At 68.2% G+C, this 12,893-nt stretch carries 17 protein-coding genes; 14 read left to right on the plus strand and 3 right to left on the minus strand.

Features of this window, described 5'->3' with window-relative positions; genetic code table 11:
* The first annotated feature begins 42 nt into the window (after window positions 1-42).
* From SKP52_RS22900 to SKP52_RS22915, 4 genes are all read left to right on the plus strand, one after another.
* On the plus strand, window positions 43-831 hold the full coding sequence (locus SKP52_RS22900; protein WP_228383753.1) for an ImuA family protein: 789 nt from the start codon (window positions 43-45) through the stop codon (window positions 829-831).
* Window positions 737-2,542: a DUF6504 family protein gene (locus SKP52_RS22905; protein ID WP_081932951.1), complete on the plus strand. Its 1,806-nt coding sequence runs from the start codon at window positions 737-739 to the stop codon at window positions 2,540-2,542. The genes SKP52_RS22900 and SKP52_RS22905 overlap by 95 nt, the downstream gene beginning before the upstream one ends.
* Window positions 2,539-5,748, plus strand: a complete 3,210-nt coding sequence (locus tag SKP52_RS22910) for an error-prone DNA polymerase (RefSeq protein WP_037553338.1) — start codon at window positions 2,539-2,541, stop codon at window positions 5,746-5,748. The genes SKP52_RS22905 and SKP52_RS22910 overlap by 4 nt, the downstream gene beginning before the upstream one ends.
* A 186-nt stretch (window positions 5,749-5,934) precedes the next feature.
* Window positions 5,935-6,255, plus strand: coding sequence for a DUF736 domain-containing protein (locus tag SKP52_RS22915; protein ID WP_037553339.1), 321 nt, complete (start codon window positions 5,935-5,937; stop codon window positions 6,253-6,255).
* A 30-nt stretch (window positions 6,256-6,285) separates the two neighbouring features.
* On the opposite strand, the gene SKP52_RS25770 is transcribed toward SKP52_RS22915, so the two are convergent.
* From SKP52_RS25770 to SKP52_RS22930, 3 genes are read right to left on the minus strand one after another with little or no spacing between them, the layout of a single operon-like run.
* Window positions 6,286-6,459: a DUF1289 domain-containing protein gene (locus tag SKP52_RS25770; RefSeq protein WP_037553340.1), complete on the minus strand. Its 174-nt coding sequence runs from the start codon at window positions 6,457-6,459 to the stop codon at window positions 6,286-6,288.
* 3 nt (window positions 6,460-6,462) lie between these two features.
* Window positions 6,463-7,425: a CDF family Co(II)/Ni(II) efflux transporter DmeF gene (gene dmeF / locus SKP52_RS22925; RefSeq protein ID WP_037553341.1), complete on the minus strand. Its 963-nt coding sequence runs from the start codon at window positions 7,423-7,425 to the stop codon at window positions 6,463-6,465.
* A 9-nt stretch (window positions 7,426-7,434) separates the two neighbouring features.
* Complete coding sequence (locus SKP52_RS22930; protein WP_037553343.1) at window positions 7,435-7,710, minus strand: metal/formaldehyde-sensitive transcriptional repressor; 276 nt, start codon at window positions 7,708-7,710, stop codon at window positions 7,435-7,437.
* Window positions 7,711-8,042: 332 nt separating this feature from the next.
* Here SKP52_RS22930 and SKP52_RS26700 point away from each other — a divergent pair, with 332 nt between their 5' ends.
* The 10 genes from SKP52_RS26700 (at window position 8,043) to SKP52_RS22970 (ending at window position 12,887) form a co-directional block, all read left to right on the plus strand.
* Window positions 8,043-8,207 (plus strand): hypothetical protein, encoded by a 165-nt coding sequence (locus SKP52_RS26700; protein WP_162928261.1) that lies wholly within the window; start codon window positions 8,043-8,045, stop codon window positions 8,205-8,207.
* 123 nt (window positions 8,208-8,330) lie between these two features.
* Window positions 8,331-8,819 carry a hypothetical protein gene (locus tag SKP52_RS22935; protein WP_058801025.1) on the plus strand — a complete coding sequence of 163 codons (489 nt, stop codon included), beginning with the start codon at window positions 8,331-8,333 and terminating at the stop codon, window positions 8,817-8,819.
* A gap of 262 nt (window positions 8,820-9,081) precedes the next feature.
* A complete protein-coding gene (locus SKP52_RS22940) occupies window positions 9,082-9,393 on the plus strand; it encodes a DUF736 domain-containing protein (RefSeq protein ID WP_037553344.1) in 312 nt (103 codons plus the stop codon).
* Window positions 9,394-9,576: 183 nt separating this feature from the next.
* Window positions 9,577-9,786 (plus strand): transcriptional regulator domain-containing protein, encoded by a 210-nt coding sequence (locus SKP52_RS27135; protein WP_081932956.1) that lies wholly within the window; start codon window positions 9,577-9,579, stop codon window positions 9,784-9,786.
* A 169-nt stretch (window positions 9,787-9,955) separates the two neighbouring features.
* Window positions 9,956-10,360, plus strand: coding sequence for a DUF2285 domain-containing protein (locus SKP52_RS24910; RefSeq protein WP_228383939.1), 405 nt, complete (start codon window positions 9,956-9,958; stop codon window positions 10,358-10,360).
* A gap of 128 nt (window positions 10,361-10,488) precedes the next feature.
* Window positions 10,489-10,731 (plus strand): helix-turn-helix transcriptional regulator, encoded by a 243-nt coding sequence (locus tag SKP52_RS22950; RefSeq protein WP_037553423.1) that lies wholly within the window; start codon window positions 10,489-10,491, stop codon window positions 10,729-10,731.
* Window positions 10,731-11,252, plus strand: coding sequence for a DUF2840 domain-containing protein (locus SKP52_RS22955; protein WP_052181966.1), 522 nt, complete (start codon window positions 10,731-10,733; stop codon window positions 11,250-11,252). Before SKP52_RS22950 ends, SKP52_RS22955 begins: the two co-directional genes overlap by 1 nt.
* Window positions 11,249-11,839 (plus strand): S26 family signal peptidase, encoded by a 591-nt coding sequence (locus SKP52_RS22960; protein ID WP_037553345.1) that lies wholly within the window; start codon window positions 11,249-11,251, stop codon window positions 11,837-11,839. Before SKP52_RS22955 ends, SKP52_RS22960 begins: the two co-directional genes overlap by 4 nt.
* Window positions 11,836-12,168 (plus strand): DUF736 domain-containing protein, encoded by a 333-nt coding sequence (locus SKP52_RS22965; RefSeq protein ID WP_039579016.1) that lies wholly within the window; start codon window positions 11,836-11,838, stop codon window positions 12,166-12,168. Before SKP52_RS22960 ends, SKP52_RS22965 begins: the two co-directional genes overlap by 4 nt.
* Before the next feature lie 5 nt (window positions 12,169-12,173).
* On the plus strand, window positions 12,174-12,887 hold the full coding sequence (locus SKP52_RS22970; protein WP_081932958.1) for a lytic transglycosylase domain-containing protein: 714 nt from the start codon (window positions 12,174-12,176) through the stop codon (window positions 12,885-12,887).
* Window positions 12,888-12,893: the final 6 nt, after the last annotated feature.

Below are 12,893 nucleotides of genomic sequence, written 5' to 3' on the forward strand. Positions count from 1 at the left end.
ACTCGGTGGAACATAAAGGGAACATTTGAGTCGATATTTCCCATGAGCACGACGCCCCAATCTGCACCTCGGCCAAGTGCCAGAGATATCGACGTGCTTCGCGCGGCGGTGGCGCGTGTAGCCGCCTCGCGCGGGCCGGTCTTGCCGTTCGGCGTCGGGCCGGTCGATCATCTTCTCGCTGGCGGCGGGCTCGATGGCGCAGGCCTGCACGAGGTCACGGGCGCCTCGGCAAGCTGGAGCGATGACGCTGCGGCAACGCTCTTCGCGGCTGGAATCGCGTCGCGCTTCGCGGCGGCGCCCGACGTGTCGGCGCTCTGGGCGCTGACGCGGTTCGATCTCTATGCCCCCGGTCTCGAACAGGCGGGGCTCGGTCCGGACCGCGTGCTCTATGCTCAAGGCAGGACCGACAAGGAACTGCTGGCGCTGTGCGAGGACGCGCTGCGCGACGGTTCGCTCGCCTGCGTCGTTGCCGAAGTGAAAGCGGCCGATCAGACCGCGACGCGCCGGCTGCAACTGGCAGCATCCGAGGGCAACACGCCGATGATCCTCTATCGCCGGTACCGGCGTTATGGCCAATGCCCGCTCGCCGATCCGTCGCTCGCAATGACCCGCTGGCGCATCGGCACCTTGTCGTCGGGCCGCCTCGCCTCGCCCGGCGTCGGGCGCGGGCGCTGGAATGTCGAGCTGGTCCGGCAGCGCGGCGGGCCGCCTTTTTCCCTCGAACTGGAGGCGTGCGATGACCAGGGTCGCCTCGCTCTTCCTGCCGCAACTGCCGATCGAGCGGTTGCGCCGGGCAGAACGGACACCGTCGCATTCGGGCACGCCGCCTGATCGGGCGCGGGCGGGTCCGCGCTTCCCCGAGCCTGTCGACGACAATCCCGGCACCTGTTCGGTGCCGCGCGGCGGCGGCTGGCGTCCGGGCGCGCGCTGGGCGCAAGGCACGCACTCCGGCGAGCCGTCGCTCGACGCCCTCCCGGCGCACCAGCGACCGACGATGCGCGAGCTCGGACGGCGGAGCGAAGCTGCCGCACCGGTGTTCCGGGCGTTGCGCTCGGACGACGGGACGTCGGGCGGGATCGCTGCGCCGCTGCCGCCGCTCTGGGGCCTCCGTCCGACGATCGTCGTCGCGCGAACCGGCCAGCGCGACGTCGTGACCGCCGCCTGTCCGGCGGCGCTCGATCTCGGCCTCGTGCCCGGCATGGCGGCCGCCCATGCCCGCGCGCTGGTCTCCGATCTCGACATACTCGATGCCGCACCCGACGCCGATCGCGCGTGGCTCGATCGCCTTGCGCTCCACGCCGCCCGCTGCTGGACGCCGACGGCGGCAGTGTCGGGCATCGACGGGCTGTGGCTCGACCTGTCGGGCACGACGCATCTCTTCGGCGGCGAAGAGCGTTTCGCGGCGCGTCTGCTCGGTTTTCTAAGGCGCCTCGGCTTCACCGCGCGTGTCGCGATCGCCGGCACGCCCGGCGCCGCTCACGCGCTCGCACGCGATGGCGGCGCGGGCGTGCGGATCTTGCCGGAAGGAGGCGAGAGCGAGGCGCTGGCGCCTTTGCCGCTGGCGGCGCTCCGGCTGGCGCCGGAGGCGCTCGCCGCGGCGGCGCGCTTCGGGATCGAGCGGATCGCCGATCTTTATCCGATGCCGCGCGGGCCATTGGCCCGGCGGCTCGGGCGCGGCGCGGTCGAGCGGCTCGACCAGGCGCGAGGGTTCGTACCCGAGCCGATCGTGCCCGTCGTCCCGTTCGACATGCCCGAGGCGCGCCGTTCCTTGCTCGAGCCGATCGGGACCGCCGAGGCGATCGAGCAGGTCATCGCCGACCTGCTCGGCGATCTCGTGCTCGCGCTGCGCGAGCGCAGTCTTGGCGTGCGGAGCCTCGTCTTGCGCTGCGACCGGCTCGACATGGGCGCGCAGTTCGTCACCGTCGGCACGGCGCGCGCGACGCGCGATGCGAAACATCTGCTGCGCCTGTTCAGGCTCCGGATCGACCGGATCGAGCCGGGGCTCGGGATCGAGACGATGGTTCTCGCGGCGCCGCAGGTCGAAGCGCTGGCGCCCGAGGCGATCGCCGCCGTGCTCAACACGGCACGCCAGGCGCCCGACCTCGCTCCGCTCGTCGATGCGCTGGCCGGCCGCGCCGGCGATGCCGCGCTGTTCCGCCTGTCCGCGATCGAAAGCGATGTCCCCGAGCGCGCGATCGTGCGCGCCGGGCCTTTGGCCCAGCCTGCCGGCTGGCCCGTCTGGCCGCGGCCGATCCGGATGCTCGCGCGGCCCGAGGCGCTGTCGGGCGTCGTCGCCTTGCTTCCCGACCATCCGCCGCGCCGCTTCGCGTGGCGCGGGCGGAGCTATGCGGTGGTCGCAGGCGATGGCCCCGAGCGCATCCATGGCGAATGGTGGCGCCGCCCGGGCGAGATGTGGGCGGTTCGCGACTATTTCCGGGTCGAGGCGACAAGCGGCGAGCGCTTCTGGCTCTTCCGCCGCGGCGACGCGATCACCGACAAGACGGGTGACCTCAGCTGGTACATGCACGGCGTGTTCGGATGACGGACCCCGTTACGACCTATGTCGAACTCTACGCCACGAGCCATTTTTCCTTTCTGCGGGGGGCCTCTTCGCCCGAGGAATTGTTCGCGGCCGCCGCTGCCCTCGGCCATTCGGCCCTCGGGCTTTGCGACCGGGGCAGCGTCGCCGGCATGGTGCGCGGTCTGTCGGGACAGGAAGCAACCGGCGTCCGGCTGATCGCGGGGACGCGCGTCGACCTTCGCGACGGTCGCTCGATCCTCCTCTATCCGACGGACCGCGCGGCCTGGTCGCGGCTGACCCGGCTGCTCTCCTTGGGCAAGGGGCGCGGCGGCAAGGGCAATTGCTGGCTCGACTGGCCCGACGTCGCGGCCTCGGCCGAGGGCCTCGTCGCGATCCTCCTGCCCGGTGAAGCCGACGAACGGGCGCGGCTCGATCTCGCCGAGCTCAGCGGCGCCTTCGGCCCGCGCGCCTTTCTCGCGCTCGCGCTGCGCCGCCGGCCCGGCGATTTCGCGCGGCTTCGCGCGCTCGATGCGCTGGCGCAGGAAGTGGCGGTGCGGAGCGTCGCGCTCGGCGACATCCTCTACCATGCGCCCGAACGGCGCCCGCTGCAGGACGTGCTGACCGCGATCCGCGAGAAGACGACGGTCGATGCGCTCGGGTTCAAGCGCGAACGCTTCATGGACCGGGCCTTGAAGAGCCCGGCCGAGATGGAAAGGCGCTTCGCGCTGTTCCCCGACGCGATCGCGGCGACCGCCGACATCGCGGCAGCCTGTCGCTTCGACCTTGCCGAGATCCGCTACCAATATCCCTATGAGCAGGTGATGGAGGGCCGCACCGCGCAGGAAGCGTTGGCGGCGTTGACCGAGGAAGGTGCGAACCGGATGTTTCCGGGCGGCGTGCCGCCTGCCTTTCGGAAACAGATCGATCACGAGCTGCGCCTGATCGGCGAGCTCGGCTACGCGCCCTATTTCCTGACCGTCAATTCGATCGTCGCCGAGAGCCGGCGGCGCGGCATATTGTGCCAAGGGCGCGGGTCAGCCGCGAACAGCTGCGTCTGCTTCCTGCTCGGCGTGACTTCGATCGACCCGATCAAGCACGAGCTGCTCTTCGAGCGCTTCGTGTCGGGTGAACGCAAGGAGCCGCCCGATATCGACGTCGACTTCGAACATGAGCGGCGCGAAGAAATCATCCAGTGGATCTACGAGACCTACGGCCGTCATCGCTCCGCGCTGACCGCCGTGGTCACGCGATACCGAACCCGCGGGGCGGTCGCCGAGGTGGGGAAGGCGCTCGGGCTACCGCGGGATCTCACCAAGATGCTGACCGGCCTCGTCTGGGGCTGGTCGGTCGACGGCATCCCCGAGGAGCGCATCGCTGAGCTTAACCTCAACGCCAATGACTATCGACTTCGGCTGACGCTCGATCTAGCGCGGCAGCTGATCGGGACGCCGCGGCATCTCTCCCAGCACCCGGGCGGCTTCGTGCTGACCGAGGAGCGGCTCGACGATCTTGTGCCGATCGAGCCGGCGCGGATGGAGGACCGCCAGATCATCGAATGGGACAAGGACGATATCGACGTCCTCAAATTCATGAAGGTCGACGTGCTGGGTCTCGGGATGCTCGGCTGCATGAACCGGGCGTTCAACCTGCTCCGCGAACACAAGAGCATCGATGTCGGCATGGCCGACCTGCAGGACGACGACCCGGCGGTCTATGGGATGATCCAGAAGGCCGACACGCTCGGCGTCTTCCAGATCGAGAGCCGCGCGCAGATGTCGATGCTGCCGCGGATCAAGCCCAAATGCTTCTACGACCTCGTGATCGAGGTCGCGATCGTCCGCCCCGGCCCGATCCAGGGCGACATGGTGCACCCCTATCTTCGGCGGCGTGAAGGCAAGGAGAAGCCCGAATATCCAAAGCCCGAGCTTCGCGCCGTGCTCGAGAAGACCTTGGGGGTGCCACTCTTTCAGGAGCAGGCGATGAAGGTCGCGATCGTCGGTGCCGGCTTCACGCCGGTCGAGGCCGACCAGCTTCGCCGCGCGATGGCGACCTTCAAGCTCACCGGCGGCGTATCACATTTCTACGACAAGCTCGTCGGCGGCATGGTCGAGCGCGGCTATCCCAAGGATTTCGCCGAGCGTACCTTCAAGCAGATCGAGGGTTTCGGGAGCTATGGCTTTCCCGAGAGCCACGCCGCGAGCTTCGCGAAAATCGCCTATGCCTCATGTTGGATGAAGCATCATCATCCGGACGTCTTTTGCGCGGCCTTGCTCAACGCGCAGCCGATGGGCTTCTACGCGCCCGCGCAGATCGTGCGCGATGCCCGGAATCACGGCGTCGAGGTGCGCCCGGTCTCGATCAACGACAGCCATTGGGACTGCACGCTGGAAAGGAGCGACGGGCGCTATCTCGCGGTTCGCCTCGGCTTCCGCCAGGTTCGATCGCTCGCGAACATACATGGTGCCGCGATCGTCGGGGCGCGCGGCGATGTGCCCTACGACTGCGTCGAGGATGTATGGCGGCGCGCCGGCGTGCCGCGCGCCGCGATCGAGCGGATCGCCGAAGCGGATGGATTTGCCTCTCTGTCCGAGGACCGGCGGCAGGGGCTGTGGAAGGTCCGCGGCCTCGGCGAGGCGCCGCTGCCGCTCTTCGCGGCCGCCGACGCGCGCGAGGCGAACTTCTCGCCCGAAGGGCTCGAACCGCCGACCGCGCTTCGGCCGATGACCGAAGGACGCGAGGTGGTGGAGGATTATCGCACGCTTCAACTGAGTTTGCGCGCGCATCCCTTAAGTTTCCTGCGCGAGGAGCTGGACCGGATGGGGATCGTCCGCTGCGCGGATCTCGGCTCGATCCGCGATGGCCGGAATATCGAGGTCGCCGGGGTGATCCTCGTCCGGCAACGCCCCGGCTCGGCAAAGGGCGTGCTGTTCGTCACGATCGAGGATGAGACCGGTATCGCCAACGGCATCCTCTGGCCCGATCGCTTCGACATCTATCGGCGCCAGGTCATGGCGGCGTCGATGATCGCGATGCGCGGCCGCGTCCAGAAGGAAGGCGAGATCATTCATGTCATCTGTGACCGGATAACCGACCATGACGCGATGCTGCGGCAGGTCGGGCGCAGCGCGCTTTCCATTGCGCCGGGACGCGGGGACGGGGCGCGGAACGGGGGCGGGCCCGACAGCCGCGAGCCTGCGTTGCGCGTCCGGAGCCATGACTTTCACTGATGGTGGCCAAATGCTCCGGTTGCAGGACCACTCCCTCCTTGGCTGCCTGACTGCGGGCCTCGGCTCGCCTCATGCCGTCAACCCCCTGCGGGGGTTCGCCCTCGCGTACCGCTCGGTGACGGCGGCTCGCGGGCCCTTCGGTCGGCGCCATCGGGGATGGTCCCGAGCAACCCAAGGAGACACGACATGGCCACCATCGCAAATCTCACCGTCAAGGCCGACGGCAGCTTCGAAGGCACGCTGACGACCCTTCTGGTCACCGCGCCGATCGCGATCGTCCCGAACGGCCGCAAGGTGAAGGACAATGAGCCCGACTTCCGCGTGATCGCGCGCAAGAACGGCTACGAGGTCGGCGCCGGCTGGACCCGCACGTCGCAGTCGAACGGCACCGAATATGTCTCGGTCACCCTTTCGGCCCCCGAATTCGGCACGATCTACGCGAATATCGCGAACGCGCCCGGCGACGATCCGATGAAGAAGGTGCTTATCTGGAACCCGCCGAGCTGACCCCAGCGGCCCCGCCTTCGGGCGGGGCCGTCATTTTTCCTGCGTGAGTTTCGCCAATCGGCGCGGAAGCTCCGAGGCCAGCTTGCGCTGCTGGAATGGCGAGGCCTTCTTCCAGCTCCGGCATTCGGACTGGGTGCGGCCGCAGCCGGGGCACCAGCCCGTCCGACCGTCGAACGCACATAATTCGATGCAGGGCGAACGCATCGCTCAGTTGCACTCGATCGTGACGTGACGCAGCTCGTGGACCGGCGCGAGGCGCTCGCGGATCGCCGCGCCGGTGAGACCGGCAGGCCCGGCGACGCTGACGATCGCGGCATGCGCGTCGGGTCCGAGGCGCCATACGTGAAGATCGACGATCCGGGCATCGCCGGGCGCCTCGACCAGCTCGCGGACTTCCTCCGCCACATGATCGTCGCTCCGGTCGAGCAGGACCGCGGCCGTGTCGCGCATCAGGCTCCACGACCAGCGCGCGATCACGATCGCGCCGACGATCCCCATTACGGGGTCCATCCACACCCATCCGAGATAGCGTCCCGCAAGCAGGGCTGCGATGGCGAGCACCGACGTCAACGCATCGGCAAGCACATGCACATAGGCCGAGCGCAGATTATTGTCGCCGCTCTGCGCCATTGGCCCATGGTTGTGATGATGATCGTCGCCATGGCCATGGCCATGACCATGGTGATGTCCGTGCCCATGACCATGGTGATGCCCGCCCGACAGCAGGAAGGCGCTCGCAATGTTTACGCCAAGGCCAACCGCCGCGACGACAGTCGCCTCGAGAAAAGCGACGTTGGTCGGATTGAACAGTCGCGACACCGCTTCGACGCCGATGCCGAGCGAAACAAGCCCGAGCGCCATCGCCGAGGCAAATCCTCCGAGATCGCCGACCTTGCCGGTTCCGAAGCTATAGGCCGCGTTGTGCGCATTGCGCTTCGCATAACCATAAGCGATCGCCGCCACGCCGAGGGCACCGGCATGCGTCGCCATGTGGAAACCATCGGCGAGCAGCGCCATCGATCCCGTGATGTAGCCGGCGATGATCTCGCCGACCATCATCAGCGCGGTCAAAACGACGACGAGCAGCGTGCGCCGGGCATTCTCGTCATGTGACGCGCCCAGGAACATATGATCGTGGACACGCGCGTCCGCGATGGGGGTAGTGGCCATTATGCGATCCTATTTGCTGTAGCGGCGGATAACGGTGAGCAACTCCTCGGCACCGGCCGCGCGCTCGGCGTCGGTCAGCCCCGGGCGCGAGACATGCTCCTCGAGATGATCGGAGATCACTTCCTCGATGAGCCCGGCGACCGCGCCGCGGACTGCCGCAACAAGATGCAGGACTTCGGCGCACGGCGCTTGCGACTGGAGCGCTCGCTCGATCGCGCCAACCTGTCCGCTGATGCGGCGGACGCGCGCAATGAGTTCGGAATTATCGCCTGAAAGATGTGCCATAGGGATACCCCCTACCCCTACCCAAGGCAGAAGGCAAGCAACCTCGTGTGGAGAGGCACGATCGCCAAGTCCCACTACAGGGGCCACGGCGCACGCAGATTGTGGTCCGGGAGGAAGGCGCAAGGGCCTCCAGTCCCCGCGAAACCATACCCGCTCTCGATAGCCGCTGATCCCTGGGCTCGAAGCCGGGCCTCCTTCAATCAACCCGTGAAGGGTCCGCTACGCTTCGCGTGCGGCCGCAGCCTTGCTGCGGTGATTGCGGCCCGCCCCCGGCCGGCGGGGCGACTGTCGAGCGGGAACGGTCCCGCTCCGAAAGGACAGGAGCCAAACCCATGCCGCTTTCCACCGCTCAATCGCTCGGCTGGAGCCTCGCCCGCACGATGATGACGATCATCGTCCTTATCGAAACGACAAAAGGCTATGCGGTGATGCCCATCGAAGAGTTCGACGGCGACCCCGAACACATCGTGTGCGAATATGACCCGTTCAACCGCTGAGCCCGCAAAATTTGCCCCGCGATGGTTCCAGTTCCGGTTCCGTCGCGGGCGGCTGTCTGCTAGATTGACGGTGCAGACCGCGCTGTGGTGGTGGTGGAGAGCGCGTCCCCAGGGAGGACGCTCGTGACTTTCATGCTTATCCTCGGCGCTGCCGCAGGCCTCTATCTCATCTGGCTTCTGTTCCGGCTGGCGGCACTCGCGCTGCCGCTTGGCACCGGCATTGCTCTCGCCTTCGAACTTCTGGACCGGGGCTATGGCATTGGCGCTGCCCTTGCGATGGCATTCCTGGCGGGGATCCTGCTCCATCTTGCTGGACGGCACCTCTACGCGCACGGCGGATCGACATTGCTGCGAGCCTGTGTCGCAATGCTCTTCCTCCTCCCGGCGGGGGTCGCAGGCTATTATGGCATGACGGGGATCGTGCGGCTCTTCGCTACGGAGGGCATGCTGGTGGCGATCCTGCCTATGCTCGCTGCCGTCGTCGCCGCCGTGGCGGCGGTCCGGGGACTTAACGGGTCTTCGGTGGATGCAATTGGTGTCGGCGACCGGGAACGTGACGATCGCGCACCCGCGATCCCGGCCTCCGCTTCGCCCGCTTCCGACCGCCTCTGAGTCCTTCGCTCCCGCCGCAGGAACACGGTCTCTTCCCTGCGCGATCTGCCGGCAAGCCGCTGCGCTGAGCCCGCTGGCCGCAACGGCGCTCCCCGATTTTCTTCCCCCGGCGTGCCGCCGTTCCTCGCGGACCAAGAAAATCGCTGCGCTGCCGTCCTTTGCTTCGCTCCGGGCCTGCGGCTGCGGCGCGGTCTCCTTTCCGGCCACCGATGCGCATCGAGACCGCGATCCTGCGGCTCGAAAGCAAGGAAAGGACTTCAAGATGGCCAAGATCGGAACCTTCAAGAAAGCGAAGGGCGAATATCGGGGCGCAATCGCGAGCCTCGCCCTCTCGGTCGACGCGGTTCGCATCGTCCCCGAGGACAATCCCAAACCCAGCGCTCCGACCCACCGCATCTATGTCGGCGACGTCGAGGTGGGTGCGGCCTGGGAGAAGACCAGCCAGGACGACCGCACCTATCTCTCGACCAAGTTCGACGACCCGAGCTTCACCGCGCCCATCTTCGCGCAGCTCTTCGAAGGAAGCGACGGCGACTATGACCTCGTCTGGACCCGTCCCCAGCGGCGGGACTGATCGAGCACGCCGCCCGGCCGCAAGCCGGGCGGCGATACTCTCATTTTGAGGCTTTTCGCGCGGGGATTCTCCGCCGCAATGCGTTACGATGATCCTTTGCATGCCGCTAACCATGTTCCAGCCGATGCGGGCAAGCTGCTGATAGGCTTTGCTTTCATTCCTGAAGATCAGCCGGAGGTGCGAATGGATCAGGTCGTCGATTGGCAATCGCCATATTTTCCGAGAATATTCGAAACATATGATCGCGCCGATTTCGCGCAGGAGTTCCTGCGCCGAAGCCCGGCCTATCGCCGCGCCTATCGTTCGGCCGCGTTGGCGCCGACGCGGCGGCGCACCGCGCGCCTCGCTGGGCTGGCGCGACGATGGGGGTTGGTCTTTCGCCCTAGACCCTGACCGATCCGTCACCGAATCCCCCGCGCTCTGGCAGCCCGAGGCCTGCGCGCATGTCGCCATCGCCGAACCGGCGCCCGACGGCTTTGCCGCGCCGCGGCTCGCCGAGCTCATCGCCTCCGCGGATATCGCCTCCGAGATCATCCTGCCGGGCGAGTGGCATCTCGTGTTCGTGGCCGACGGACGGCGCTTCCGCCTCTGGCTTCGCCGCTTCCTCGCCGATGAACGGCTCGCCTATGTAAATCCGGCCGATCCGCACAGCGAGCTGCGGATGGCCGTGAGCCTCGCCGTACAGCGCCGCTTCTCGGCGGGCGTCACGACGCATCGCTTCCTGCGGGGAGGCGCCCCCGGACCATCCGAGCGCTGGCGTCTCATCCAGTGGCTGCGGCTCCTCGACGCCTCCGCCGAAGGGCGTTCGGCGCGCGACATCGCCGCCGCCCTCATCCTCGACGATGCCCAGGATTTCTCGGCCGCCGACTGGGACGGATCGAGCGAGCGCCGTCGCATCGCGCGCTGGCACCGCGCCGCGGTCGCGATGCGCGACGGCGGCTATCAGGAGCTGCTCGGCGCCGCCTGATCGGGACATTCCGCGCGTCGTCACTTTGTCCGTTCCTAAACCGCATCCCGATTTCCGAATGTCGCCGCCTCTCCGCCGGAGCCCCCCACGGGACCCGGCGCTGCGAACGGAGGCCCCTTTTGAGCGACATGCATACCCCCATTTCGCCGCGCTACCTCAAGACGCCCGACGCTGCGCTGCACCTCGGCCTGTCGAGCCGGACGCTCGAAAAACATCGCTGCTTCGGAACGGGTCCCGAATACCGCAAACTCGGCGGGCGGATCGTCTACGCGATCGCTGATCTCGACGCCTGGGCCGAGATCGGCCGCAAGAAGTCGACATCCGATCCCGGCAAGGGCGTCGTCCATCCCGCGCGCCCGGTCCGCCGCTGATGCGCTCCGCCCAGAACATCCCGCCCGCTCCCGGCGTGCAGCCGGTCGCGGCGACCGCGAGCGGTCTCACCGACCTTGAGCTGACCTGGATCGAGCAGCGGCTCGAGAATTGGCTGCGCTTCGGCCGCGTCGCCGCCGAGCGCATCGTCAGCCGCCGGACGCGCATCGTCTCCTTCCGGCCCGAGGCCGTCTTCGGCTTCGTCCGTTGGGGCGCGAACGATTTCGGCACGATCTTCTCGAGCATCTCGGTCATCGCGGCGCCCGCGCCCCGCGCCCCCTTCGCGACGCATCCCTACGTGCGTCCCGGAGGCGACATCCTGCTCCGCGTCGACGGTTGGCCGAAGGTCCAGCAGGTGCTCTCGGCGATCGATGCGATCGAGGCCGACGGGCTCGACCCGTGCGAGACGGCGCCCGATCATTGGCGCCACATCGGCAGCCATATCGCCGCCGGACTGCCGTTCCGGCCCTATGGTCCGGAGCGGCACCGGGCATGGCTCCAGCGCAAGGCGATCGCGCCATGAACCGCCGCTGGTTCCGCGCAACCGCGGCGAGCGCTACGCTCTTCGCGGGGCTGTTCGTCGCGGCGGCAGCGCTCGCGCCGAAACCGCGCCTCATCTGGAACGCGAGCCCGAGCGTTCCGATCGGCTTCTACCGCGTCGATGTCGGCGCCGATCCCGAGGTCGGCGACCTCATCCTCTTCCACCCGCCCGAGGCGGTCGCGACGCGCCTCGCGGTGCGCGGCTATGTGCCGCGCGGCGTGCCGCTCCTGAAGCATGTCGCCGCCGGTGAAGGCGCGCTCGTCTGCCGCAGCGGCACCTTCGTGACGATCGACGGCGCGCCGGCAGCGCGCGCGCGGGACGCGGACCGCCTCGGGCGGTCGCTGCCGCGCTGGCTCGGCTGCCATCTCCTGCGCCCCGGCGAACTGTTCCTCCTAAACCCCGCGCCCGACAGTCTCGACGGCCGATATTTCGGACCGCTCCCCGACACCGGCGTCGTCGGCGTCGCGCACCCGCTTCTCGTGCGCGATGCGCCCGGCGCGCCGCTGCGCTGGCGCCGTGACGCCGATCGCTCCGCATTCACCCTCGAAGGAAAGGATATGTCCTCATGATTATCGGAAGCTTTCAAACTGCTGGCGACGGCTATGCCGGACAGATCCGGACGCTGCTGCTCGATGCGATGATCGCGATCGTTCCGGCGAAGCCGAACGACGCGGAAAATGCGCCGGCCTGGCGCGTCCTGCTCGTCGAAGCCGATACCGGCGTGGAGATCGGGGCAGGCTGGGAACGCCGCAGCGAACGCGCCGGCTCCTATATCGCCCTGCAGATCGACGATCCGGCGCTCGCGGTTCCGCTGCGCGCCAATCTGCTCCGTTCGACGCAGAACGAGGATGAATATCATCTCCTCTGGACGCGTCCCGTTCCACGCGAACAAGCGTGAGCATCATGCATCCGGCTCGCTCGGCGCGCGTCCGCGCCGTGCGCCTCGCCTTGCTGCTGCTCTGCTCGGCGAGCGCCGCCCCGGACCGGGCATGGGGCGCGGCACCGGCGGAAGAGCCGACGGCCGCGGCCCACCCCTATGCCGCTCATGTGGCGGAGGCATCGCATCGCTTCGGCGTTCCGGAGGTCTGGATATGGCGCGTGATGCATGTCGAGAGCCGCGGAAAGCCGCGGGCGCTCTCGCATGCCGGTGCAATGGGGCTGATGCAGATCATGCCCGCAACCTGGGCGATGCTGACGGCGCAGCATCGTCTCGGGTCCGACCCCTTCGACGTGCGTGCCAACATCCTCGCGGGCGCGGCCTATCTGCGCGCGATGTGGGACCGATATCGCGACGTTCGCCTCATGCTCGCTGCCTATAATGCAGGCCCCGGCCGCGCCGACGCCTATGCAGCGGGGCGGCGCGGCTTGCCCGCCGAGACGGTGGCTTATGTCGCAGCCATCGCGCCCGCGCTCGGTGCGCCGGCTGCTCCGTCATCTGCGATGGCGCGGACTGCCGAACCGCCGAGCTGGCGCAGCGCCTCGCTCTTCGCCGAGCAGCGATCGGACACGCCGGCTGCAACTTCGGTGCAGCGCGGCGACGCCGCGCCTGCTGGGCCGTCGAATTCCGCGCCTGCTCCCTCGCCCCTCTTCGTCCCGCTTTCCGGGGACAATCGGTGATGGTCG

Origin of the sequence: Sphingopyxis fribergensis, from assembly GCF_000803645.1 — a bacterium.
Lineage (GTDB): Bacteria > Pseudomonadota > Alphaproteobacteria > Sphingomonadales > Sphingomonadaceae > Sphingopyxis > Sphingopyxis fribergensis.

Excerpts from the sequence above, each read along its gene's own strand:
- SKP52_RS22900 (WP_228383753.1), top strand. The coding sequence starts at position 43 with ATGAGCACGACGCCCCAATCTGCACCTCGGCCAAGTGCCAGAGATATC.
- SKP52_RS22905 (WP_081932951.1), top strand. The coding sequence starts at position 737 with ATGACCAGGGTCGCCTCGCTCTTCCTGCCGCAACTGCCGATCGAGCGG.
- SKP52_RS22910 (WP_037553338.1), top strand. The coding sequence starts at position 2,539 with ATGACGGACCCCGTTACGACCTATGTCGAACTCTACGCCACGAGCCAT.
- SKP52_RS22915 (WP_037553339.1), top strand. The coding sequence starts at position 5,935 with ATGGCCACCATCGCAAATCTCACCGTCAAGGCCGACGGCAGCTTCGAA.
- SKP52_RS25770 (WP_037553340.1), bottom strand. The coding sequence starts at position 6,459 with ATGCGTTCGCCCTGCATCGAATTATGTGCGTTCGACGGTCGGACGGGC.
- dmeF (WP_037553341.1), bottom strand. The coding sequence starts at position 7,425 with ATGGCCACTACCCCCATCGCGGACGCGCGTGTCCACGATCATATGTTC.
- SKP52_RS22930 (WP_037553343.1), bottom strand. The coding sequence starts at position 7,710 with ATGGCACATCTTTCAGGCGATAATTCCGAACTCATTGCGCGCGTCCGC.
- SKP52_RS26700 (WP_162928261.1), top strand. The coding sequence starts at position 8,043 with ATGCCGCTTTCCACCGCTCAATCGCTCGGCTGGAGCCTCGCCCGCACG.
- SKP52_RS22940 (WP_037553344.1), top strand. The coding sequence starts at position 9,082 with ATGGCCAAGATCGGAACCTTCAAGAAAGCGAAGGGCGAATATCGGGGC.
- SKP52_RS27135 (WP_081932956.1), top strand. The coding sequence starts at position 9,577 with ATGGATCAGGTCGTCGATTGGCAATCGCCATATTTTCCGAGAATATTC.
- SKP52_RS22950 (WP_037553423.1), top strand. The coding sequence starts at position 10,489 with ATGCATACCCCCATTTCGCCGCGCTACCTCAAGACGCCCGACGCTGCG.
- SKP52_RS22955 (WP_052181966.1), top strand. The coding sequence starts at position 10,731 with ATGCGCTCCGCCCAGAACATCCCGCCCGCTCCCGGCGTGCAGCCGGTC.
- SKP52_RS22960 (WP_037553345.1), top strand. The coding sequence starts at position 11,249 with ATGAACCGCCGCTGGTTCCGCGCAACCGCGGCGAGCGCTACGCTCTTC.
- SKP52_RS22965 (WP_039579016.1), top strand. The coding sequence starts at position 11,836 with ATGATTATCGGAAGCTTTCAAACTGCTGGCGACGGCTATGCCGGACAG.
- SKP52_RS22970 (WP_081932958.1), top strand. The coding sequence starts at position 12,174 with ATGCATCCGGCTCGCTCGGCGCGCGTCCGCGCCGTGCGCCTCGCCTTG.